Annotated in this window: 19 protein-coding genes and 1 tRNA gene; 13 read left to right on the forward strand and 7 right to left on the reverse strand. The window is 53.2% G+C overall.

The features are described 5' to 3' along the window. Positions 1 to 38 precede the first annotated feature (38 nt). Positions 39 to 2,939 (reverse strand): TonB-dependent receptor, encoded by a 2,901-nt coding sequence (locus tag HS105_03315; protein MBE7515628.1) that lies wholly within the window; start codon positions 2,937 to 2,939, stop codon positions 39 to 41. Between the two features lie 715 nt (positions 2,940 to 3,654). After that, a complete protein-coding gene (locus tag HS105_03320; GenBank protein MBE7515629.1) occupies positions 3,655 to 5,094 on the reverse strand; it encodes a cysteine--tRNA ligase in 1,440 nt (479 codons plus the stop codon). 347 nt (positions 5,095 to 5,441) lie between these two features. Here HS105_03320 and HS105_03325 point away from each other — a divergent pair, with 347 nt between their 5' ends. The 4 genes from HS105_03325 to HS105_03340 all read left to right on the forward strand — a co-directional run bounded on the left by HS105_03325 (position 5,442) and on the right by HS105_03340 (position 7,938). Further along, positions 5,442 to 5,624, forward strand: a complete 183-nt coding sequence (locus tag HS105_03325) for a hypothetical protein (protein MBE7515630.1) — start codon at positions 5,442 to 5,444, stop codon at positions 5,622 to 5,624. A gap of 73 nt (positions 5,625 to 5,697) precedes the next feature. After that, a complete protein-coding gene (locus HS105_03330) occupies positions 5,698 to 6,483 on the forward strand; it encodes a segregation/condensation protein A (protein MBE7515631.1) in 786 nt (261 codons plus the stop codon). Positions 6,484 to 6,511: 28 nt separating this feature from the next. Next, positions 6,512 to 7,174 carry an SMC-Scp complex subunit ScpB gene (gene scpB, locus HS105_03335; protein ID MBE7515632.1) on the forward strand — a complete coding sequence of 221 codons (663 nt, stop codon included), beginning with the start codon at positions 6,512 to 6,514 and terminating at the stop codon, positions 7,172 to 7,174. A gap of 14 nt (positions 7,175 to 7,188) precedes the next feature. Then, entirely contained in the window at positions 7,189 to 7,938 is a 750-nt protein-coding gene (locus HS105_03340; protein MBE7515633.1) for an rRNA pseudouridine synthase, read from the forward strand. Between the two features lie 175 nt (positions 7,939 to 8,113). Here the strand turns inward: HS105_03340 and HS105_03345 are convergent, their stop codons facing one another. Beyond that, positions 8,114 to 8,554 (reverse strand): CoA-binding protein, encoded by a 441-nt coding sequence (locus tag HS105_03345; protein MBE7515634.1) that lies wholly within the window; start codon positions 8,552 to 8,554, stop codon positions 8,114 to 8,116. A 74-nt stretch (positions 8,555 to 8,628) separates the two neighbouring features. Here HS105_03345 and HS105_03350 point away from each other — a divergent pair, with 74 nt between their 5' ends. The 7 genes from HS105_03350 to HS105_03380 all read left to right on the forward strand — a co-directional run bounded on the left by HS105_03350 (position 8,629) and on the right by HS105_03380 (position 14,927). Beyond that, entirely contained in the window at positions 8,629 to 9,777 is a 1,149-nt protein-coding gene (locus tag HS105_03350) for an acyl-CoA dehydrogenase family protein (protein ID MBE7515635.1), read from the forward strand. Between the two features lie 157 nt (positions 9,778 to 9,934). Beyond that, entirely contained in the window at positions 9,935 to 10,444 is a 510-nt protein-coding gene (locus tag HS105_03355) for a damage-inducible protein DinB (GenBank protein MBE7515636.1), read from the forward strand. 92 nt (positions 10,445 to 10,536) lie between these two features. Next, the gene (gene meaB / locus HS105_03360; GenBank protein ID MBE7515637.1) at positions 10,537 to 11,490 is read left to right on the forward strand and encodes a methylmalonyl Co-A mutase-associated GTPase MeaB; all 954 of its coding nucleotides are present in this window, start codon (positions 10,537 to 10,539) and stop codon (positions 11,488 to 11,490) included. 15 nt (positions 11,491 to 11,505) lie between these two features. Beyond that, the gene (mce, locus tag HS105_03365; protein MBE7515638.1) at positions 11,506 to 11,907 is read left to right on the forward strand and encodes a methylmalonyl-CoA epimerase; all 402 of its coding nucleotides are present in this window, start codon (positions 11,506 to 11,508) and stop codon (positions 11,905 to 11,907) included. A gap of 98 nt (positions 11,908 to 12,005) precedes the next feature. Next, positions 12,006 to 13,496 (forward strand): peptidylprolyl isomerase, encoded by a 1,491-nt coding sequence (locus HS105_03370; GenBank protein ID MBE7515639.1) that lies wholly within the window; start codon positions 12,006 to 12,008, stop codon positions 13,494 to 13,496. A 63-nt stretch (positions 13,497 to 13,559) separates the two neighbouring features. Then, positions 13,560 to 14,429 (forward strand): S-methyl-5'-thioadenosine phosphorylase, encoded by an 870-nt coding sequence (gene mtnP / locus HS105_03375; GenBank protein MBE7515640.1) that lies wholly within the window; start codon positions 13,560 to 13,562, stop codon positions 14,427 to 14,429. A gap of 51 nt (positions 14,430 to 14,480) precedes the next feature. Continuing rightward, positions 14,481 to 14,927 carry a hypothetical protein gene (locus tag HS105_03380; GenBank protein ID MBE7515641.1) on the forward strand — a complete coding sequence of 149 codons (447 nt, stop codon included), beginning with the start codon at positions 14,481 to 14,483 and terminating at the stop codon, positions 14,925 to 14,927. Positions 14,928 to 14,950: 23 nt separating this feature from the next. Here HS105_03380 and HS105_03385 read toward each other — a convergent pair whose 3' ends face one another. The 3 genes from HS105_03385 to HS105_03395 all read right to left on the reverse strand — a co-directional run bounded on the left by HS105_03385 (position 14,951) and on the right by HS105_03395 (position 18,095). After that, positions 14,951 to 16,189, reverse strand: coding sequence for an MFS transporter (locus tag HS105_03385; GenBank protein ID MBE7515642.1), 1,239 nt, complete (start codon positions 16,187 to 16,189; stop codon positions 14,951 to 14,953). A 199-nt stretch (positions 16,190 to 16,388) separates the two neighbouring features. After that, on the reverse strand, positions 16,389 to 16,703 hold the full coding sequence (locus HS105_03390) for a hypothetical protein (protein MBE7515643.1): 315 nt from the start codon (positions 16,701 to 16,703) through the stop codon (positions 16,389 to 16,391). 3 nt (positions 16,704 to 16,706) lie between these two features. Further along, the gene (locus HS105_03395) at positions 16,707 to 18,095 is read right to left on the reverse strand and encodes a phosphoglucomutase/phosphomannomutase family protein (protein ID MBE7515644.1); all 1,389 of its coding nucleotides are present in this window, start codon (positions 18,093 to 18,095) and stop codon (positions 16,707 to 16,709) included. Between the two features lie 674 nt (positions 18,096 to 18,769). On the opposite strand from HS105_03395, the gene HS105_03400 reads away from it, so the two are divergent. After that, entirely contained in the window at positions 18,770 to 20,809 is a 2,040-nt protein-coding gene (locus HS105_03400; protein ID MBE7515645.1) for a radical SAM protein, read from the forward strand. Positions 20,810 to 20,958: 149 nt separating this feature from the next. Here HS105_03400 and polA read toward each other — a convergent pair whose 3' ends face one another. Further along, positions 20,959 to 23,679: a DNA polymerase I gene (gene polA / locus HS105_03405; GenBank protein MBE7515646.1), complete on the reverse strand. Its 2,721-nt coding sequence runs from the start codon at positions 23,677 to 23,679 to the stop codon at positions 20,959 to 20,961. 126 nt (positions 23,680 to 23,805) lie between these two features. Here polA and HS105_03410 point away from each other — a divergent pair. After that, positions 23,806 to 23,880: transfer RNA gene (locus HS105_03410), tRNA-Glu, on the forward strand. Positions 23,881 to 23,940 lie beyond the last annotated feature (60 nt).

A 23,940-nucleotide genomic window follows, 5' to 3' on the forward strand; every position in this document is an offset into this window, starting at 1 on the left:
TCTGTTCATGACAAAGCTCCGGCGAGTGGTTCACTTCGTTAGAAGTGGAACTTGAAACCGATCTGGAATTGACGGGAATCAAGTGAGGTTACCGGACGATTGGTCGTGTCGGGCAGAGGACCGGTCGGGTTTCCGAGTGCATCTGTCGTTACCGTGAGGCTGTTGATCTGATAGATGCTGTTGATGTTAAAGACGTTGAGGAATTCTCCGAGAACTTCAAGCTTGAACCGCTCGGTGAACGGGATGAACCGCGAATAGCGTAGATCAATGTTGAACTGCTTCGGGGTTACGCCTGAATTGCGGATGATCCCGACCGGGTTGTCGGTGCCGCTGAATCCGTCTTTATTGATGTCCGTAGCGGCAATGATGTTAAAGCGCTCGCCGCTGTTGGCTGTCGCAATGATACCGAACTGATTATTGTTCAGCACATAGTTCCATGCCTTACTCTCAAAGTGGAAGTCCGGACGGCCGACGAAGCTCAGTACGAATGTGTGACGCTGGTCAGCAAGCGACGGGCCGTAGTCACGCCTACGGTTGGTCGGATCCTGCTGAACAAGCCCGCCCGCTTGTGTTGCCACAAGGTTCTGCTCGGGTGCATCGTCCATTGACTTCGAGAGCGTGTAGTTCGCGCTGAACTGATATCCTCGTGAGAAACGCTTATTCAACTGAGCCGTAAAGGCGTTGTAATTCGAGTTGCCTGAGGCTTCTGCAATAAGGATGTCGTTGAAGCGCGTATCCATTCTTGTCGCGGCGCTGATCGTGTCGCTAAAGATCGGGCGACCGTCAGCAAGGGTGCCGACAGGATTTATACGGTTGATGCTCCTATAGATCGGGATGTGCCGTCCGCTCGAATGAATATAGCCGACGGTGAACGAGAGGTCTTGCGTCAATGCCTGCTCGACCTGAACGTTCGCGTGAATTGCATACATGTTTTCGAAGTCAGATGCAATGCCGGTGATGTTCTGTCGCGGCGGAGTGCCGGTCGAAACATTGCCCGGAAATCCCGGTGCTCCGGGCAGTGTCGGGTTTGTGAATGAGATCGTAAACGATTTCGGACTGCCGTTACCCTGAAGAGCCCTCTGATACATATCCAGATAGACCGTATCAAAGTAAATACCCGCGCTCGCACGAATTACTGTCGGATGGTTGCCGTCCCTCACTCCATAGACCAAACCCAGTCTAGGTGCAAAGTTGTTCTTATCAACATTAAAATGTCGAGACGGCTCATATACTGCCGATTCGTCTGCCTTCGGAATGTCATAAAGATCATAGCGAACGCCGTAATTAAGTTTCAGTTTCCGCGTGATCTTCCAGTCATCTTGAGCAAAGAAGTTATAGAACGTGCTGTTGAATTTGATATTCGTGTCGCCGAATATCTGATCGAAACGCGTATAGGAGAAAGGATTGCTGCCGTTTTTTGCACTGACATAGTTGGCAATGCTCGAGAATGTGTAGCGGACAAAAGAGTTCGAGCGGCGTGTGTCCGCGATGTGATTGAAGCCGAATCCGACCTTTACCACATGATCGCCATTCGTCCAGGTGAGGTTGTCCTGCATCTGGTTAGTGATCTCAAGCGGCGCGATAGTGTCGGCATTCTCAGGAGCTCCGAAGTTCGCAATGCCCGTGATCACGATGCTCGGGCCCGTGCCGGAATGACCGTTCGCTACGTTTCGCGAATCGCGTTTTGCATACTGATATCGCAGCTCGTTGAGGAAGTGCGGCCCGAAGGTCGAAACGAGTTGAAGGCCTAATGAATAGGACTTGTCGAGGAAGTCGATACTTCGTTCGAGTGTTGTCAAACCGCCGCCAATGTTATCCGGAGAAATGTTCTTAAAATAATTGAACCGACCTGTCAGGCGATGGTTCTCGGTCAACTGTGCGTCAGTTCTGACAATGAAGAAATTCACCTTTTGCGCCGCAGGGATCGCGGTCGGGAAGGCAGATGCCGAGACGCCCGCAGCTATCAAGGCCTGTTGATTCGCAGGTGTGATCGTAATAACACGCTGCGGCTCGCCGCCGAGGTCGCGCTGTACCCATTCATAACCGGTGTAAAAGTGCCAGCGGTCCTTGATGATCGGTCCGCCAAGCCCAACCGTAATATCATCAACCTTGGTCTTCGGCTTTAGCGATGTGGGCGAGGTGTTAAAGGGTCGCGATGACATCGGCGTCCTGCGAAAACGATAACTTGCCTCACCGTGAAGTGAGTTCGTGCCTGACGGAGTGATCGCGTTCATGATCAGTCCCGGCGTGTTGCCGAACTCAGGTGCAAACCCGTTCGTTACGAGTTGAACTTCACTGATAAAGGTGTCAGAGATCGGCATGAGGCGAATGCCGCCGCGATCCTGTTGCGTGTTGTTGTTTCCGTCAAGCTGATAGTTCGTACGACGCGTGTAGCCGTTCGCGTTGATACGCGGAACGCCGAACTCGATATTCGGCCGGCCCGTAACGTTTGCCTGCAGCAGTGCGAAGTTATAAGGGTTACGTGAAACAAGCGGCAGATTCTCAACCTCTCTTGCGTTCATTACACGCCCAACGTCGATCTTTGCTGAATCCGCGATCGGAGCGTCAGCGTTCACGGTAACCGTCGCTGAAACATCGCCGACCTCAAGGACACCGTTCACCGATGCTGTTTGGCCGGTCGTCAAAGTGATGCCTTCGCGAACCAGACGCTTATAGTTCGGTGCCTCCACCGTGACCTGATATGTTCCGAGCGGAAGCAGCGGTGCTCGATAGACGCCACTGTTATCCGTCGTTACGGTTCGTGTTGTGCCGGTTTGCGTGTTCTTGATGACAACTGTTGCATTAGGAACTGCGCCGCCTGAATTGTCAGTGATCGTACCCTCGATCTGGCCGTTCAGCGCCTGCGATTGAGCAGGAGCATTCTGGACGACCATTAACGAGAAAGCACAGATCAACAGCGTGTACAAAGCGATTTTCATCGCGGCTCGTATTTGATTCATATTGATGAGACTTCCTTTACTTATGGTTTTTGGGTCAAAGTAGTTAAGCCCAAATAAAGGCGAGCTGAACTACGCTAATAAAAATAAATTGCTTGTGCTTTCGAGCTTGGACCCTTGTAAGGTCACGCCGAAGCGGCAAAGCCTGCCTGAAATCGATACGAGCATTCGCGGCTGTGCCGATGGAATATCTCGGTGCCGGCCGCTGAATGGCGTATCGCCAATTTGTTTTCAACTGCAAATTGCTGAGATCTTCTTGTCACATACCAATGGTGTCGAGAATTATCAGCCCGGTCGAAACCGTCCTAAAAATGGTGCGTACAAGTTCCGCACCAACAAATTGTTCAGGGAGCCTGCCGCCGGAATGCGATCAATGCATTGCGTAAGCTGATCACGCTCGGTATGACGCGTTCGATCGGGCGGGTAAATAACACATTCATCGCGGCAACAGTCCACGACGTTCCCTGTTGATGCTGCCTTGCGAAATGCTTGTGTTGTTCCCTTAGCTCCAATCGACCTACTTTACGTAAACGTGATTTTAGTGGTTAAAGCATAATAGAACACAGAGAAATACCTTTTTGCAAGCGAGTGTCAAGAGTTTGGGGAATGCTTGACAAATCTTTACATTTTATACGCAAAAATAAGCGAATATTATATTAAAAGAAGCGTACGTAATAGCACTTTACAAGGCGTAAGCTTAGCCGTTGAAGGCGACTTCACACAGGCACTTTTCCGGCCCCTTCTTTCTCTTCCAATTCACACCGGAGGGCGTGTCTTCGAGGACGATCTCGCGGGCGAGGAGCATGTCGCGGATCTCGTCTGCCCGTGCAAAGTCACGATCGCGCCGCGCGATATTACGCTGTGCTATAAGTTCCTCTATCTCGGCAGGGAGCATTTCTTTACGGCCGCTGCAGAAGATCGCTAAAACCGAGTCGAACTTTGCGACAGCCGCCAGAACTGCGTCCCGATCGTCAGAAAGAAGCGACGAATCGGACAATGAGATATTTACTTCGCGGATCAATCCGTGCAGGGCCGAAAGAGCGGCAGCAGTGTTCAGATTGTCGTCCATCGCATCTTCGAATGCAGCGAGGAACTTGCGGACCTTCTCTTGAAAAATCGGGCATCCGCCCGGCTCGAACTCGCCCTCGCGCATCCGATGAAAGAAATCGTGTATGCGCGCAACGGTACTCTGGGCACCATTCAGGTTGTCCGGCGTGAAATTAAGCGGCTTGTCAAAAGGAACCGAAAGCAGAAGATAACGCACCGCCAGCGGATCGTAATTAAGCCGCGTGAGGTCACGCAGCGTAAAAACATTGTTCGAGCTTTTCGACATCCGCTCGTCATTGATGTTCAACACCTCGCCGTGCAGCCAGTATTTTACGAATGGCCGGCCTGTAGCACCTTCGCTCTGTGCGATCTCATTCTCGTGATGCGGAAATTTAAGGTCAACACCGCCGACGTGAATGTCGAAGCTTGTTCCCAGATACTTCATTGCCATCGCCGAGCATTCGATGTGCCAGCCCGGACGGCCTCTGCCAAAACGCGATTCCCAGCCGACAGGGTCGTCCTTATCAACAGATTTCCAAAGGACGAAATCGCACGCATGCTCCTTTCGATAGCGGTCCTTGTCGAGGCGTTCGCAGTCCGCGGGATCGTGAACTCGAACCCTCGTCAGCCGCCCGTAGCCTTCAAATGACGAGACGCGATAGTAAACCGAGCCTTGTGATTCGTATGCGTGGCCATTGGCGATGAGGCGTTCGATCAGCTCGACAATGTCATCAATGTGGTCAGTAGCACGCGGTGCAAACTCAGGGATCTCGCAATGGAGCGAGTGCATATCTTCCCAAAAAACCTCAATAAAACGATCTGTCAGCTCGTTCAGAGGTATTCCGCGAACCTCCGCTTCGGATACGATACGGTCGTTCACATCGGTCAGGTTCATGACGTGCGTCAAACGAAAGCCTTTATACCTCAGATAGCGCCGCAGCACGTCACCAAATACGAATGTTCGAAAGTTCCCGATATGGGCGTAGTTCCAGACGGTCGGGCCGCAGGTGTACATTTTGACCTCGCCGCCCGTGCCGATGGGGCGAAATTCTTCGATCTGTTCTGTCAAAGAGTTATGGATCTTTAACATATAACCCGCGCATAACGTCGAACACCGGCTCGATGGGCGGCCTTCGACATCAATTGAGATGATTTTACTATCTTTGCGCGGTATTTGATACACTCAAAGGCGTTCGTGCGAGCGATACCGATCTTAAGACCGATGAAGTGAACGGTTCAGCGACACATCAGCTCAGCGGATCAAAGGAAATTTCGAATATGGAAACGAGAATTACGGTTTACGAAAAGCCTACGTGAACGACTTGCCGCAATCTTGCGACGCTGTTTCGTGAAAACGGCATTGATTACGAGAAGGTCAATTATTTTAATGAACCATTTACCGAAGCGGGGCTTGCGGCGCTTATAAAGAAGACCGGTATGCGCCCGATCGAAATGGTGCGCGGAGCGTCAGCGGCGGGTCTTTCAAATGAGACGCCGGATGGTGATGTGATCAAGGCAATGGCGGCCGACCCGAATCTTATTCAGCGGCCGATCGTCGAGGTCGGCAACAAGGCTGTCGTTGCTCGGCCATTGGAAAAGGCACTCGAGATCATCAAATGATGACCGGAACGGCCGTGAACCGTGCGGGAAATTGGTTGGTTTCAGCGCTGAACGGTGCGAAAATTACGACGACTTGAGCGAAGAACTTACACAATTCAGCTTTGATTTCTTTAAGGAATCGCCCGAGATCGTCCGCAGCGGCAGTGACCAGCTTAAGCTGAAGATCGGCGGCTTTGCGGGGCCGCTCGATCTGCTTTTGTATCTGATAAAACAGGAGCAGGCGAATATCTTTGATATACCGATCGCACGGATAACGCGGAAGTATCTTGAGTTCATACAGCTCATGAAGCGTTTCGATATTGCGGTCGCGGCTGACTTCCTCGTGATGGCCGCCACGCTCATCGAGATCAAGTCGAAGATGCTTCTGCCGCGCGACCCCAAGGCCGATCCGGATGATGAAGAGTTCGACGATCCGCGAAAGGAACTCGTTGACCGTCTGCTTGAGTATGAAAAGTTCAAGACGGCCGCCGGTATGCTGCATGAACGCTCGACCATTGAGCAGGCGACGTTCACACGCGGCCAGATCGACGAGGACGAGAATAATGCCGAGATCAGCGCGACTGTCTTCGACCTCCTGACCGTCTTTCAAAAGATCGCTGCACGGCACGCTGAGGCTGTGCAAATGGAGATCGAACGTGAAGAGATCTCGCTGTCTGAAATGATCAAGACCCTCAAGCGGCGAATATTCGAGCTTGGTGAGATCAGCCTGCTCTCATTCTTTGAAGAGATGCCGACTCACCGTGAGCTTGTGACCGCATTTGTCGCTGTGCTTGAGATAGTGCGAACTGAGGATGTTAGGCTTACGCAAACGGCGACCTTTGGTGATATCATCCTGCAAAAAGTCTCGCCCGCCGCATAGCGTGCCAGCGGGGCCAGATCAATTTTCTATGGAACAAGCCGCAGAACAGAAAACCTCACGCTCGACCTCCGATCTCGTGGCCGTTGTCGAAGCGCTGATATTCGTTGCGGACGAGCCGGTAACGGCAAAGCTGCTGGCTGAGGTCCTCGGCGAAGAAAGGGATGCGATCCGAGCTGCCGTTGAACAATTGGCAGCCGACCTTGCGGAACGCGGCAGCGGCCTTCAAATACGCGAGATCGCCGGCGGCTATCAGATCGCAACCAGAACCGAACTGCATGAGGATGTCCGACTTTTCTTAAAGACAAGGCCAAGCGCCAAACTCTCTATGGCATCGCTCGAAACGCTTGCGGTTATCGCCTACAAACAGCCGGTAACAGTGCCCGAGATACTTGAGATACGCGGTGTGCAATCGGCATCGGCGATAAAGACCTTGCTCGACAAACGCTTGATCGTTGCAAAAGGGCGAAAGGAGACGGTCGGAAAGCCGATACAGTATGGAACATCGAAAGACTTTCTGATCCAGTTCGGTCTGAAGGATCTGAGCGAACTGCCGAATATCGAGGACTTCGAAGACTTTGCGGGAGCCTCGGTCGAGGTAACACCGGCGGAAGAACCGGAGGCCGGCACGGCAGATTACGATGAGCTTGAAGCGGCGATCATAGAAGACAACTCCACCGACGACGAAGAATAGAGCCGAGGCGTACGATGAAAGAGCGTTTGCAGAAACTGATCTCGCAGGCCGGCGTTGCTTCGCGGCGCGCGGCCGAGAAACTTATTCTCGAAGGCCTCGTGACCGTCAACGGCAACACGATCACTGAACTCGGTACCAAGGCCGATCCGGCAGCCGATCACATAAAGGTTCGGGGGCGTCTTATTAACTCAAGGCTTGCGGCAAAAAGGAATATCTACGTTCTTTTGAATAAGCCGAAAGGTGTGCTTTCGAGTGTACGCGACCCCGAAGGCCGCACGTTGGTCACGGATCTGGTAAAAGGGAAGGGAAAGCTCCATCCGGTCGGGCGGCTCGACTTCAATTCTGAAGGCCTGATCATTTTGACGAACGATGGTGCATTCACTGACCGCGTCGCATCTTCGCGGACAATTCCGAAGATCTACGAGGTCAAGGTAAAGGGCCTGCCGAACAGTAATGCGATAAACAAATTGCGTCGCGGCATCCTCCTCGAGGATGGCTTTAAGACCGCACCGGCCGAGATCCGCGAACTTAACTCCACTGAAAAGAACGGCTGGTACGAGGTTACGCTTTATGAGGGCCATAACCAGCAGATACGAAAGATGTTCGATGCGGTCGGGCACTCTGTCGTCAAACTCAAACGGATCGCCATCGGCCCTTTGACGCTTGACGGCATTGTCGTAGGCGGTTCGAGACAACTTTCAGACATCGAGGTCGCGTCCGTTTTTGCTGGTGCGCCGAATCCCTCTTCCCGCTCTCGAAAATAATAGGCTCTACCCGGCACGGCATTTGGGACGCTTGCTGCTGTGGGTTTCCGCAGTGTCATCCCGGAAAAGGCACGTAGGATACACTCCCGACACTCTTGGCATCAGCAACTCTTTGCTTTCTGTTGTATTTCCGAGAACCGTTAATTGGCTAGATCAGGTTAACTGTCAGCCACGCCTAAACAAGACCAATCAAAGCCTTGTGTTCGACCATGATGCAGAGGTCCTGTACGACCTTGATCCCGGCATCTGCCAGACGCTCGGCCACGTCGTCATTTCGTATTCCCAACTGGAACCAAACAGCTTTCGGCTTTTTCGAAAGGATATCGAGCGTGTGTTTAGTGATGTCATCGCTGCGGCGGAAGACGTTCAGTATATCGATCTCGCCGGGGATGTCGTTCAGGTCGCGATAGACCTTTTTGCCGAGTATCTCGCTTACTTCCGGGTAGTAAACAGGCACAGGCACGATCTCGTAACCGTGATCCATCATATACTTCGGAACATAGTTTGCCGGCTGTGCTTCGTGCGAGTCAGGCTTGATGCCGAGGACAGCGATGGTCTTTGAGTTTGAAAGCAGGTCTCTCACCTGGTCATCTGTGGTAAGGAAGTTCGCGTTCATACCGACATTGTACAACAAAACTAGGCTCAAAACTCTTAGTTATGCTAATATAACTACGCATTATTGAGAATGATATGAATTTTGAGCTTTCGGACGAACAACGGCAGATAAAATACAGCGTACGTGAATTTGCGGAAAGTGAGATCAAACCGCATGTGATGGAATGGGATGAGGCCCAGCATTTTCCGATGGAACTGCGGCCCGGCCTTGCAGATCTCGGGCTGCTTGGCGTCGTTGTACCCGAAGAATACGGCGGTGCGGGCATGGGCTATGTCGAGTACGCGACGATCATCGAAGAGATCGGCCGCGTCTGCGGTTCGGTCGGCTTATCGGTCGCCGCCCACAACTCGCTTTGCACGAATCACATTTATATGTTCGGCAGCGAGGAGCAGAAGCAGAAGTACCTCGTACCGCTCGCTCGCGGTGAAAGCTTTGGCGCATGGGGCCTGACCGAATCGCAGGCCGGCTCGGACTCGGCCGGCACACGCACGACCGCACTCCGTACTGACAACGGATGGCTGGTCAACGGCTCAAAGAATTTCATTACGCACGCCCTTTCGTGCAGCACGCTGGTTGCGGTCGCCGTTACTGACAAGGAAAAGGGAAATCACGGTATTTCGGCGTTCATATTTGACCGTTCGATGGTGGGCTTTCGCGGTGATAAGAAAGAGAACAAGCTCGGGATGCGTGCCTCGGAAACTGCGTCGGTAGTTTTCGAGGATTGTCTTGTCCCTGAGGACAATTTGTTGGGTAACGAGGGCGAAGGCTTTAAGCAGGCGATGCAGGTGCTCGACGGCGGCCGCATCTCGATAGCGGCTCTGTCGGTCGGCATCGCACAGGGTGCATACGAAGCGGCTGTCAGATATGCAAAGGAACGGCAGCAGTTCGGCAAGGCGATCGCGGAGTTCCAGGCGATCCAATTCAAGCTCGCCGACATGGCGACGCAGATCGAGTGTGCACGGCTGTTAACGCTGCAAGCCGCTGCGACCAAGGATGCCAAGCAGCCTGTTACGCAAAGGTCCGCGATGGCAAAACTTTACGCCTCGGAAACTGCCGTTCGGGTCGCCGAGGAATCGGTTCAGATACACGGCGGCTACGGCTATACAAAGGATTATCCGGCGGAAAAATATTGGCGCGACGCAAAGCTATGCACCATCGGCGAAGGCACGTCCGAGATCCAACGAATCGTGATCGCGAAGAATCTGCTAAAAGCCGTTTTATAAGTTGATGGTCAAAAGTTCGTGCCGATATGCAAGCCATTTTGCACTTCGTTTATGTGTACGATTTGAACCGAGAAATGCGTTGCATCGTTGCAACGGCCGTGCTATGCTTCGATTCTAATTTTGGGTTGAGGAGAAATATCTTATGAGTTCAGCGGAAATGAGTAGGGGGCGTCTGGCGACTGCCTTCTTAGGCGAATTAGAGAATGAGGCGAAAGTAACAAGAGCTGTTCTGGAACGTGTCCCTGCCGAGAAGTTTGATTGGAAACCGCATGAAAAGTCGATGACAATGGGGCGTTTGGCGGTTCACGTTGCCGAGATGTTCGGCTGGACCAAAGAAGTGTGCAAGAGCGATGTTCTCGATTTTGCAACTATGGATCTAACACCGTTCGAGCCGAAAACAAACGAAGAACTGCTTACGTTCTTTGACGATCATATCGCAAATGCCAGATCAATTATTGCCGAAACCTCCGACGAGACATTTCTGACCAATTGGACGATGCGAAATGGCGAAGAGGTCTATCTCACGCTGCCAAAGGTCGCCGTGGTTAGGACTCTCGTGATGAATCACATCATCCATCATCGCGGGCAATTGTCGGTGTATTTGCGGCTTAACGATATCCCTGTGCCGTCGATGTACGGCCCATCGGCAGACGATCCCGGCAAATAGGCATATTCGTTGATCGATAGATCGGAGGCTGCCCGCGTAAGGCGGCCTCTTTTTGCTTTCCCGCGAATAAATGCGAAAATCGGCGTTTGACGATGAGCAGAGAGATCGACATTAAAAAACTCCTCGCAGGCGATGTATTGACGACCGCGCGCGCTGTCTCGGTCGTCGAGAACGGAGGTCCTGATGCCGGAGAGTTGATGAAACAGGTCTTTCCGCACACCGGAAAGGCTCGTATCATCGGTATCACCGGCTCGCCGGGTGCCGGGAAGTCGTCGCTTGTCGATAAACTTGCACTTTTTTATAAAGATCGCGGTGAGAGGGTCGGCATCGTTTGTATCGATCCGTCGAGTCCGTTTTCGGGCGGTGCGATACTCGGCGACCGCATACGCATGAGTGCTCTCGGCTTGGATAAGAATATTTTTATCCGTTCGATGGCGACGCGCGGCAACCTCGGCGGTCTTTCGCGTTCAACGGTCGATGCCGTCGCTATACTTGATGCCGCCGGCTACCAGAAGATCATTGTCGAGACGGTCGGCGTCGGCCAGGACGAGGTTGAGATCGTAAAGACTGCGGATGTTTCGGTGGTCGTGCTTGTTCCGGGTATGGGTGACGACATACAGGCTATAAAGGCCGGAATAATGGAGATCGGCGACGTTTTTGTAATCAACAAGGCGGATCGTGACGGCGTCGTCCGCACGCAGAAGGAACTTGAGGCATTACTTGCCATCGCTCACCGTCCCGACAAATGGAAACCGCCGATAGTCCGCACAGTTGCCACTCAGGGCGAAGGTATCGAAGAGCTTGCTGCTGCTGCTGCTAAGTATGTTGAATTCGCGGCGACGGCACACAACGACGGTTCCGCCGGCCGTAAAGAGGCGGTCGCCCGTTGGCGCCTGCTCGAATTGCTGCGTGAACGTCTTTTGACGGATCTGCTGGCACAGAATGGCGCCGAAGATGCCCTCGGCCTCCTGTCGAAAAGCGTTGCTGCCCGAGAGACCGATCCTTATACGGCGGTCGAGGAACTTTTGGCGAAGCGGAGCGGCTAATTTAGGTTCACAAAGATGAAGATCGATCATTTAGGTATTGCAACAAAAGGTATCGAGGACGCACTACGGTTTTGGGAAGGAGCTCTCGGACTTGAGAATACTCATACCGAGATCGTTGAGGATCAAAAGGTGCGCGTTGCAATGCTGCCCATCGGCGAGAGCCGAGTGGAGTTGCTGGAACCGACGAGCGACGATTCGCCGATATCCAAATTTCTTGAAAAACGCGGCGGTGGGCTTCATCACATTGCGGTTGCGGTTGAAGATATCAAAGAAGTTCTCGCAAAGCTCAGAGCCAAGGGCATGAGGCTTATCGATAACGAGCCTCGGATCGGCGCGGAAGGCTGCCTCGTGGCGTTTGTCCATCCGTCGGCTGCGAACGGTGTCCTGCTTGAGCTTGTTCAGACAAAGAATAAATAGCCGGTATCGGTCAAATTGATTAGGAACTGTCGATCGTTTTACGGTATGATTACCGTTTGTCGAAAAGGCAGATATTTTAGTAGAGAGGACTCAGTGCTTTGAGTAATTTAACAAAAGGCCTCATTTTGGTAGCCGCGATACTCGTGGTCGGCCTCGGCCTCACCGTTTGGAAGAAGACCATTGCAGGCCATTCGACCGAGATGTTCAATGGCATTTCCAAGGAAGAGATCGAACTCCTGCTTGCGAATGCCGCAAAGACCAATCCGCAGATATTGCAGCGTTTCACACAGGAACCTGAGCTGAAAAAGCAGCAGCTTGACAGCTTCCGCCAGTTGTTCGCGTTCGCGAGCCAGGCGAAGAAAGAAGGCATGGCGGATACCGGTACGAATCGGCAGGAGCTTTTGAGCATTAAGGCCGAGATCGAAGCGGTCAGCTATGATCGTGAGATCAATAAGGACAAAGGCCCGATGCCGCCGTTCGGCTTTATCACGGAAGATCAGATCCGCCAGTATTGGGAGGAAGGTGCTCCGGCCGATGCTCCCAAAGGATTTTTTGCGACCCTGAAAGAAAAGCTAGGCGGCGGATCTCCTGACCGCGAAACACGTTCGCACGAGGACGAGTTCAACGACTTTCTCAACGCAAAGATCGATATGCTGAAGAAAGGCAATCCGGACATGGCCGACAGGGTCATTTCGGATGATGAAAAGAGCCAGGCGAAAGACCTTTTTGCAAAGATCCGCATCTATCGGAACGAATTCGAAACAAAGGCCGCTGCGGGCGAACTCGATAAGAACTTTGTTGCGACCACGGCGCTGCAAGTAAAGCTTCAGCAGGCTCAGTTCCTTGCACGGCAATATTCGGAGACACTTGAGGACAAGCTCAAGGTTTCCGATGACGAGGTTCAGTCATATATCGATGCGCATCCTGAGCTGAATCCTTCCGAGAAAAAAGCGAAAGCCCAGAGTATCCTTGACCGGGCTAAAGCGGGCGAGGATTTCGCCGAGCTTGCAAATGAGTTCAGCGAAGATCCCGGCAATAAAGGCCCCGACGGCAAAGGACAGGGCGGCCTTTATAAAGATGTGCAGAAGGGAAGGATGGTCGCTCCGTTCGAAGCGGCGGCCCTCGCGCTTCAGGAAGGCCAGATCGCACCGGACCTCGTTGAGACCGACTTCGGCTATCATATTGTAAAGCTGGAACGGAAGCTCAGCGTCGATCCCTCGTCAAAGGATAAGAATGAGAGCTACGATGTGCGGCATATACTGATATCGACCGGCTATAAGGATCCGAGTGATCCGACAGGCCGCGAGATGCCGGTAAAACAGTATGTACTTGGCAAGCTTGAGGGCGAAAAGCAAGAGAAACTTATCGACGATATAGTTGCCTCGAACGGCGTTCATGTGCCGGACGACTTTACGGTGCCGGAACTGACGCAGGAAGAACTCGATCAGATCCGTAAGCAGCAGCAACAGCCGCAGCAAATGCCGCAGAACGCTCCCGGCGGCCCGGATCAGAAGGACAAGCCCGCGGCCAAACCAGCCGCGAATGCGAAGCCTGAGGTAAAGAAGCCGGAAGCCCCGAAGAAAAAATAGTTCTTAGATCTGGAAAGGGCGGGCAACCGCCCTTTATTTTTCTCTTTAGACACCTTTAGACACATGGAAACAGCAAAGATAGGCATCATCGGCGGCAGCGGGCTTTACCAAATGCCGGAGCTCGAAAATGTCCGCGAACAGTTCATCGAAACGCCGTTCGGCGCGCCGTCTGATGCTTTCATATTCGGTGAACTCAACGGCGTCACGGTGGCGTTTCTGCCAAGGCATGGACGAGGCCACCGACTGACGCCCTCCGAGTTGCCCTTCCGGGCGAATATCTATGCGATGAAGCTGCTCGGCGTTGAGTACATCTTATCGGTCTCAGCGGTAGGCAGCCTGCAGGAGCAATATGCTCCGACGGATTTTGTTATTCCTGACCAATTCTTTGACCGGACCCGTTCGCGCGGGCGCGAGTCAACATTCTTTGGCGATGGCATTGTCGGCCATGTTACTTTCGCTCATCCCGTATGCGGTGAGCTTGGCGATATTCTCGAAGCTTCCTGCAAACAGGCCGGTGTCAAAACACACCGCGGCGGCACTTATCTCTGTATGGAAGGCCCTGCGTTCTCGACCAAGGCCGAGTCGAACGTCTATCGCCTGTGGGGAATGGACATAATCGGGATGACAAACCTGCAGGAAGCCAAACTTGCCCGAGAGGCTGAGATCGCCTACGCGACGCTTGCGCTCGTTACTGATTACGATTGCTGGTACGAGGGCCACGACGACGTTACTGCCGAAATGGTCATAGAGACGCTCGGCAAGAATGTCCGCAATGCACAACTTGTGCTCAAGGATGCCGTAAAGCGTGTCGCAGAGAAACAAACACCGAACCAATTTGCCGATGCCATCAAAAACGCTGTCTTTACGCCGCCGGAAAGCTGGCCTGCGGAAACAGCGGCGCGGCTCGATGCGATAATCGGAAAGTACCGTTAGGACATTGAAGTTCGGCGGAAAACGATGCATTGCGGTTCTGCATCAAAAGCAATGATGAGGTTTTTGATCGTACAATTTGTGTTGATGGCCTGCGTCTTTGCGGCGTCCGCATCGGCTCAGCGTAATATTACGCCGACCCTCGACGCTGCGATGGAGGCAGATGCCAAACATAATCTCGATGTCGCGCGTCAGGCTTTCACTCCCGCCAAGCAGGCTTACAAGCAGGTGCTGCTGCGCTTTGAAGAAACATACGCTACCTATCCTGAGTTTTCAGGCATCGGCGAGTTCATTTATATGGCGGGTATGAGCAGCTACTATCTCTCCGAGAATAAAGGCAAACAAAAGGTCGATCTGAGGTCGGAGCGAGAAAAGAAAAAATACGCACCGGAGAAGCTGCGCTCCGACGCCGTCGCGTATCTATCCATCGTGGTTGATAAATACCCCGATATAAAGGATATCGAGACGGCGAAAAAAACTCTCGAGCTTCTGAAGAAATAGCTTCCAGCTGAATATTTGCAGCGTTAAGCAGCGGCAGAGCGTCGGTCTGCCATTGCAATTATAAGTGCACAGACAAATGCAAGGCCCGCCGCCACCGTTACGCCGTAAAACGCAAAGGTGTAATCTCCGCCGTTCTTGTCAGCAAGGTAGCCTGTAACACGCCCGCCGACAGCCGCCCCGAACACCTCAACGAGAGTTACCGCTCCGAGTATGCGGCCGATGTCGCGCTTGCCGAAAAGCTCACTGCCGAGCCTTTGAAGAAGCACGAAGGTCCCGCCGTATCCGAGAGCGAACGGTACCAAAAAGAACAAGAAGTTGGCAGAATTCAATTGCAGAAGCACAAGCGATGCCGCAAACATTATCGCCGCGCATACGGCCATCACTTTAGAAGGAGCCGTACGGTCACTTGTCAGGCCCGCGAGCACCTTGCCGCCGATGCTGACGGCGAACAGGAGCGATTGTGTCCACGATGCGGCCGCCGCACTCACACCGATCTGCGGTGTCTGAAGATACAAAATGAACTGCTGGCTCGTAACAAAAATAGGGTAAAAAACAAGCGCCGCGCAAAGGCCGAAGACCCACGCTGTCGGCTTTCGCAAGGCTTCGGCCAACGTCATTCCATCCTGCGAGCCGTGCGTTTTTGGTTCAGTGTGATCACGTTCCGGCTCTCGTACGACAAGTAAGATCAGCGGCAGCAATACGAGCCAGATCACGATACTCAAGCCCGCGAGGGCAATACGCCAGCCGAAATTTGCTATCAGCGGTGAAGCGAGCGGCGGTATCACCGTTCCGCCGATGCTCGTACCCATCAATGCCACACCGAGAGCCGTGCCTCGTCCGCTGTCGAACCAACGCGAGATCAGCACCACACAAGGAGCGACACCGATAAAGCCGAGCGATGCCCCCATCAAAGCCCTTGCCGAATAAATGGCAAAGGGCGCCGCGGCCCAAGCGTGGAGCAGCATACCGCCGCCCAACAGCACACAGCCTGCGGCCATCAGCGGGCGCAGGCGAAATCGGAGCGACAGCCAACCGCCGAGCAGTGAAAACACGCCCGACGTAATAAATGTTATGTTCGCACAATTAGCTATAAAGCTTTCCGCACCGGCCGCGGCGATCACGCCGGCTGCTGTCAGCTCATCGCGCATCGGCTTATAAAAGGGCGGAAGCCCGCCGATGGCGAGGCCGTTGCTTACGATCAGTGAGAAGGTTGCGAGAGCAACGATCGGCCAGTTGGATTTTTGTGCGGTCGATAAACTCATATTCGGACTAATGTTCGGAAGGCTGCAGCGATCGGCAGATATTTGATTTTACCCCAAAAAGGGAAGTGCGGCTGTGAGTTCTGGAAACTCACAGCCGCGATCAACAGATAGGATTTGCTGTAGGCCACGCGGAGTAGTAGGCAAAAGGCAGTTATTTCATTGGCGTGGTGTGTACCGTCTTACTGACGTCTCCGCTATATCAATTAGCCGGTACGGGAACTTTTCTTATCCCAAGGTCGATGCCGAGCTTTGCGGCTTGGCGTTCTATCACCTTCGGGTTCGTTCTCAATTCATGTATCTCATCCTGAAGCTGCAAATTCTCGTCCTTTAATGCTTCGAGACGCTGCGATAATTGGTCGTTCTCGGTCAATTCCCGCCTCATTCGGGAATACGCTTTATAGTTGATCGTCAGGCTGAGCATCACTGTGATCGCTGTTGCGATCAATATTGCCGCCCACGCAGGTGAGCGTCTGACGCTCGATGTTCTCTTACTTTTGCTTCGATTCGATCGCATCTGCTAGCCCAACAAATACTTCTTTCCGGCGTCGAGCAAAGCCTCGACATCATCTTTACTTTCACTTTCTGCGTAGATCCTGACCAGCGGTTCCGTACCCGAAGGCCTCATAAGTATCCACGCACTGTTATCAAACAAGAACTTCACGCCGTCCGTGCGGTCGATCTGATCGACCCGTCTTCCGCCGATGTCGCTCGGCTCGAGAGCAAGTTTTTTGTGGAGTGCCGCTGCTACGTCATCGGTCAGCTTGACGCCGATCCTGCCGGACTCGAGTTTGCCGTCGCGGCGGAAAAGCTCTTCCAACTGCTCGGTAAGGCTTGCTTGCCGTGCCGCGACAGCCTCAGCCGCTAAAAGGCACGCCAGAATGCCGTCCTTTTCAGGATAATGGCCGCGTATCGACAGGCCCGCGGATTCCTCGCCGCCAAGGATGATCTCATCCTTATTTATCAATTCGCCGATGTACTTGAAGCCGACCGGCGTTTGGTACAATTTCAAGCCTCGTGCGGCCGCAACGCGATCTACCTGATGCGACGTTGCAACGCTGCGGGCAACACCGTTCGTCCAACCGCGGCTTTCGGCCAAATAATCCGTCAATAATGCGATCAGCCGATTCGGCGTAATAAAATCGCCGTTACTGTCGATCACGCCGAACCGGTCAGAGTCACCGTCGGTCGCGAGGCCGAGCTTTGCCCCATTCTTTGCGACTTCCGCGCGAAGCTCATCCAAATGGTCGCCGCCGGGTTCGGGGGCACGGCCGCCGAATGTAACATCGCGCCAATCGTGAATTGTCTCAACGGTAAGGCCGCGGTCACGCAGTTCCTTATCGAGATAACCGCGTCCGGTTCCCCATAGCGGGTCGTATGCGTACGAGCCGCCTGCGTCGGCGATCGTATCGAGCCTTACTTTCGCGGCAACGTCATTCAAATAGGCCTCACGGGCATCGTATTCGGTGATCGAGCCGCCGCTTGCACGTTCGGCTTCGATGCCGTCGGCAATGTACTGCTCGATCACTTTGGTAACTTCAGGCAGTGCCGGTGCTCCGTCCGCTGTCGAGAACTTTATGCCCTGGAACTCGGGCGGATTGTGCGAAGCCGTGAAATTTATACCGCCTGCCGCTTTCTGCGAGCGTATCGCGTGTGAGATCGCGGGAGTCGGCGTCTCGCCCGTACATCTTAGTGCGGTAAAACCATAATCCGCGGCGATCTCGGCGGCGACATCGGCAAATTTTTCACCCATGAACCGGGAATCATTGCCGATCACGAGCGTAGTATCGTTGCTTTGATGAGTTTTCAAATATCCACAGATCGAACGCGTGACGAGCCGCGCATTATCAAATGTGAACTCGTCTGCGATTATCGCCCGCCAGCCGGATGTTCCGAACTTGATCGTCATAGCAACCGAGGTTTGCCTGTTCGATCCCTTTAGAAGATCGCTGCTAAAATATCTTGATTGTCGTACTTAAATCCTCCAAACAAACGGAACTGCTTGAAGCGTCTGCATGAAGTGTTTGAAACATTAGCATAAGAAATATCGCTTTGTAAAGAGCATATTTAAATATTTCTAAAATTTTTATTTGCAACAGTTCCGAGCCAGATGATGATGTGAAAGGTCAGCTCTGCGCTTATGATTTTGGTACATACAATATATGGAAAAGAAATATGAAAATTCGATAAATGCCTACAATATATTGACCATTGAAAATCGGCATGCTTTAGCATTTGGCCTGCTTATGCGCGCACAAGTGCTTAAAATATTTTTTTAACCGCGTTACTGATTGATGCTTGTTATATTTTCTCTCCGAGATGTGTCAATTAGACAAATCGTTGGCGATCAATTGGCAGTGCGTATCAGAATGATACGGCAAGGTTGCGGCGAGGCGTATCTTGTGATAACGTAACTTATTGATCATAAAGAGGTTAAATATCTTTATCCCGATCGGCCAATGTGGCATACAGTTTGCCTCCAGTATACCGACTAAATCCGCGCCTGCTTGATCATCAAAAAATTGGCGTAATGAGTCGAGAGATCGGCTTCAGCAGTGATCGCATTACATATTTGGAGAAATTATGAGACCAGTAAAACACCTTGAGAAAGGCTTGACCTACATCGCCGGCGGCGTCTTTCGAGCCGTCAAATCCGTGAACCAGTTCAAACCCAATCCGTCATTCATACCGAAATGGTCGGATAAGCCGATCTTGAAGTCGTGGCAGAAGACAAAGCCGATCCTCGGCTTCCCGCGTCAGACGGATTCGCTTTGCCCGAACTGCGTGATCGAGGCGCGTGAGTCGATCCTAAGCGGCAAAGAAGATGTTGCGATGCTGGTAAATGAAAAGGTCGGCGAGATCAAGGCACAGATCATCGAGCGCAACGGCGAAGTGTGGATGATCAAGGATTGTCCGAAGCATGGCCACTTTGAAGATATGATGGCGATCGATGCTGAGTTCCTAAAGCATGTCGAATCGCTCTTCCCGGGCCGGGATATCGACGCTCATAATGATGAGAAGCTGCACAACCACGGCTCGTCGTCGGTCAAGTACGGCCGCGGCGCGGTTCTCACGATCGACCTCACGAACCGCTGCAACATGATGTGCGACCCGTGCTTTATGGATGCCAATCAGGTCGGCTTTGTCCACGAACTTTCGATGGAGGACGTTACCGAGATCCTTGACAACGCGATCCAGATCAAGCCGCGCCGCCAGATGTCGGTACAGTACTCGGGCGGCGAGCCGACGCTCAGCCCGCACTTTATCGATGCGATCAAGTACGCACGCAAGGTAGGCTACAATTCGGTTCAGGCGGCGACCAACGGCATCGAGTTCGCTAAGTCTAAGGAATTCTGCCGCGAGGCCGCCGAAGCAGGCCTTCGCTTCGTATATCTGCAGTTCGACGGTATCGGCAACGATGCCAACTCGCACCGTCAGATCGGCAACCTTTTTGATGTGAAGCTTCGTGCGATCAACAACCTGCATGAAGCGGGCGTTGATATCATTTTGGTAACGACACTTGTCAACCACATCAATAACGATCAGGTCGGTTCGATCATCCGCTTTGCTCTTGAGAATCCTAAAAAGATCTCGTTCATCGCATTCCAGCCCGTATCGTTCACCGGCCGTGATGAGCTGATCACTGAGCGCCGCCGGCTGCAGCAGCGTTACACGCTCTCGCACATGGCACACGATGTCAAAAAGCAGCTCGGCGTTACCGAGCCGACGCGTGATTGGTTCCCGCTCAGCCTTATGGGTGCGTTCGCTGATTTTGCGGACGTCGTTCACGGCCAGGAAGCCAATTGGGGGCAGGTCTCGTGCGGCTGCCATCCGAACTGCGGTGTCGGTACGGCAATGATGGTCAATAAGGAAACAAAGGAAATGGCTCCCGTTCCGCAGTTCCTTGACATCCGCGGGCTTGTTACGGATATGCAGCACATCAGCGATACGAACCGCGGCAAGTGGTTCTCGAACATCATGATGGGCCTCGCACTTTTGAAGAACTACGATCCGTACGGTGCACCGCCGAGCCTGACGCTTGGCGCCATCCTCAAGAAGTTCGACAAGTCGTTCGGCCTGTCGGGCAAGGACTACGGCAAGGTCGGCCCCGACCGCACGATCGAGGACGTCGAGAAACGCCGTCAAGATCCGTGGAACTTCCTCTTTATTGCAGGAATGTGGTTCCAGGACCTGTTCAACTACGATTTCCGCCGCACCGAGATGTGCATCATCCCGTACGGCACGCAGGAGGGCGAGATCTCGTTCTGTGCATACAACACAGGTATCGGCTGGCGCAACATCATCGAGAATATGCACCAGAACGCGACCGTCGCACAGTGGTATAAGGACCACGGCCGTCACGAAGTGTTCGCACGCGGCAAGCACGTTGACCTTGACTCCACGGAGCACGGCCTGACGCTCAACGAGGTCGATATGACTCGCCCGAACAAGCCGACGATGGACGGCCCGAAGACGGCGGCCGAAGAGATGCAGATGATGCGCAAACTCTATAACAAGATGATCATGGAGAAGAACAATCTGAAGGCCGACAGCCCGGTCCAGATCGGCGGCATAAAACGCGAAAAGAAAGCCAAAGAAAAGGAAATGGCGGTCGCCGAATAGTCGATAGGCCAAACGTCCTGCTTTGCAAAGAGGCTGTCTGAAAAGGCAGTCTCGTTTTTTGTTGAAAAGATCAGGCTGAAGGAGCGACGGCGGTTGGAAATATGACCATCGAGGAAAAGAACGCGGATCGTGTCGTTTTATCTTACGCGCTACTTCGTGTCCATCCAGTTCGTGCCGGAGCCGATCTCGACGACGAGCGGTACGTCGAGCGTGGCGGCTGATTCCATCTCGCGCTTTACGATGTCGCAGGCGGCGGCGACCTCGGCTTCAGGAGCTTCGAAGAGCAGTTCGTCGTGCACCTGCATTATCATACGCGTGCTCAGGCCGGCATCTTTTAATGCGTCGGCGACACGGATCATCGCTATCTTTACGATATCGCTTGCGGTGCCCTGCATCGGCATATTTATCGCTTCACGCTCGGCACGTGAGCGGACAGTGAAATTACGGTCGTTTATGCCCGGAAAGTAGCGGCGGCGGCCAAAGATCGACGTTACATAGCCCTTTTCGCGTGCCTCATCAGGCGTGCGATCCATATAGGCACGTATGCCTTTATAAGTAGCGAAATAGTCGTCGATCACCTTGCGGGCCTCGGTACGGCTGATGCCTACGCGCGTCGAAAGTCCGTACGCCTCGACGGCGTACGCGATACCGAAATTGACTATCTTGGCAAGACGGCGCTTCTCTTTCAGGTCCTTTTCGTCCTTTGCACCAAATACGAGCCGCGCCGTCTGCGCGTGTATGTCCTCGTTATTCTTAAAGGCTTCCAGCATCCGCTCGTCGCGCGTGATGTGTGCGAGTATGCGCAGTTCAAGCTGTGAATAGTCCGCAGATATAAGCCTGCAGCCGGTTTCGGGTATGAACGCACGCCTGATCTCGCGTCCGAGTTCGGTGCGTACCGGGATGTTCTGCAGGTTCGGCTCGGTGGATGATAAACGCCCCGTCGCGGCAACCGTCTGATTAAGTGTGCCGTGTATGCGGCCGTCGTCGGCTATCAGTTTGGGCAGAGCATCGGCGTATGTCGCACGCAGCTTGTCCATCTCGCGGTAGTCGATCACGAGTTGTGCGATCTCGTAGGTTTGCGCGAGTTCGGCCAGTACCTCGTGGCTTGTCGAGATCTGGCCCGTCGCCGTCTTTCGGCCCGTCTCGATATTCAACTCGCCGAACACCTCGCCGACCTGCTTTGGCGAACCGATATTGAATTCGCGGCCGGCGATGGCGAATATCTTCTTGCTGAGTTCTGCGAGGTCGGTGCTTACTGTTTCGGAGAACTTTGTTAGGCTTTCGGCATCAACCTTCATTCCCGCAAGCTCGATATCCGCCAGCACGGGTATCAGAGGCATCTCAATGTCGAGATACAGCTTTTCTAGGTCGAGTTCACGCAGCTTGTGCCGCATGATCGGCAAAAGACGTGCGGTCAGGTCGGCCGCCTCCGCCGATCGAAATGCACGCTTGTCCCAGCCGTCAGGTATCGTCGCGGAAATGTCGGTTTCGGCGTACGCCTGTGCGAGAAGGCCTATCGAATAACTCGCTCTTGAAGCGTCAAGAAGGTAGCCGGCGATGAGTATGTCATCGTTGATCGCGACAGATTCGATACCGAGTGCAAGCAGCGAACCTATCGCCAGCTTTTTATCGAACGTCGCCGCGCGGAGATATTTATTTGTAAAAATATCGCTTATGAATCGCTGCGCGACGGCGCTGCCGTCCTTAAAATTTAAAATATCAATATAGAACGCCTCGCCGCTGCCGAGACCTATGGCGATGCCGAGCGGCGCGGCCTTGCCGTAGCAGCTTGTTTGGCCGCTGTCCGCAGGCTCGTTGATGCTGAAACTGTAAAACTCGGCCTCGAACAGCCTGCGTATCAGTTTTTCAGCCGCCGGTTCGTCATCGATCAACCCGTAATGCGTCGTAATGCTTTCAGCCGCCGGAAGGCTGTCAAACAGGCCGCTCGAAACTGACGAAGGTTGTGCCGTGCCGTCCGCAAATTCTTTTGTAAGCGTGCGAAACTCAAGCTCACTGAAAAGCTGATGAGCCTTTGGCCTATCCGGCCCTTTATATGCGAGGGTGTCGAGGTCAAGTTCGATCGGCACCTCGCAATGGATGGTCGCGAGTTCGAGCGATCGGCGGACCTGTTCCGCATTGTTCTGCAGGCTCTCACGGTATGTCTTGCGTTTGATCTGATCGGCGTTCGCTATCGCGGCTTCTGCCGAGCCAAATTCGAGCACGAGTTCGACGGCTCCTTTCGGCCCGATGCCCGGAGCACCGGGAATATTATCGACCGCATCGCCCATCAAACCGAGCAGGTCAATGACCTTGTCCGGCGGCACGCCGAACTTATTCAAGACCCAAGCCTCATCGCACCACTCGACCGGCGGCACGGGAACCTTGCGGCGAATGTTCGCGGCATTATTCCGCATGGCGATGATGTAAGGATCGCGTACGAGTTGGCAAAGGTCCTTATCGTTCGACACGATAACGGCCTGCATCTTTTTCGTCGCTGCTTTCCGTGCCAATGTGCCGATGATGTCGTCGGCCTCGTAGCCGTCCATCTTCAAAATGGGAACGCCGAAAGCCTCGCAAACCCGTTCGATGTAAGGCAATTGAGCGGCGAGGTCTTCAGGCATAGCCTCGCGGTTCGCCTTATAGTCAGCATACGATTGGTGGCGGAATGTAGGTTCTTCCGTATCCCAAACAGCGGCGATGTATTCGGGTTTTTCATCATTAATGAGCTTGCGGAGCATGTTCGTGAATACGAATACAGCTTGCGTTACCTCGCCCTTGCTGTTGCGTAAAGGGTCTTGACGCATTCCCATAGGAGCAAAGAATGCCCTGTAAATATGCGACATCGCATCGATCAAGAAGACACGTTTCATTTATGGCGATTTTAGCAGAAATTATCCGCGGCGGCAGAATGGACCGCTCACTGTGCGCGATGGTTGACAACGAATTTTACGTCCGATATTCTTATCGTTCGCCTTCTGGGGCGGGCAGATAATTATGTCCGGTTCGTCTAGGGGTTAGGACACCGCCCTTTCACGGCGGCAACACGGGTTCAAATCCCGTACCGGATACCATCTTAGCCTGTGTGTTCTGCATCAAATGAACACGATGGATTCGCTTCGGAACCGAAGCGA

This window comes from Chloracidobacterium sp., assembly GCA_015075585.1.
Taxonomy (GTDB): domain Bacteria; phylum Acidobacteriota; class Blastocatellia; order Pyrinomonadales; family Pyrinomonadaceae; genus OLB17.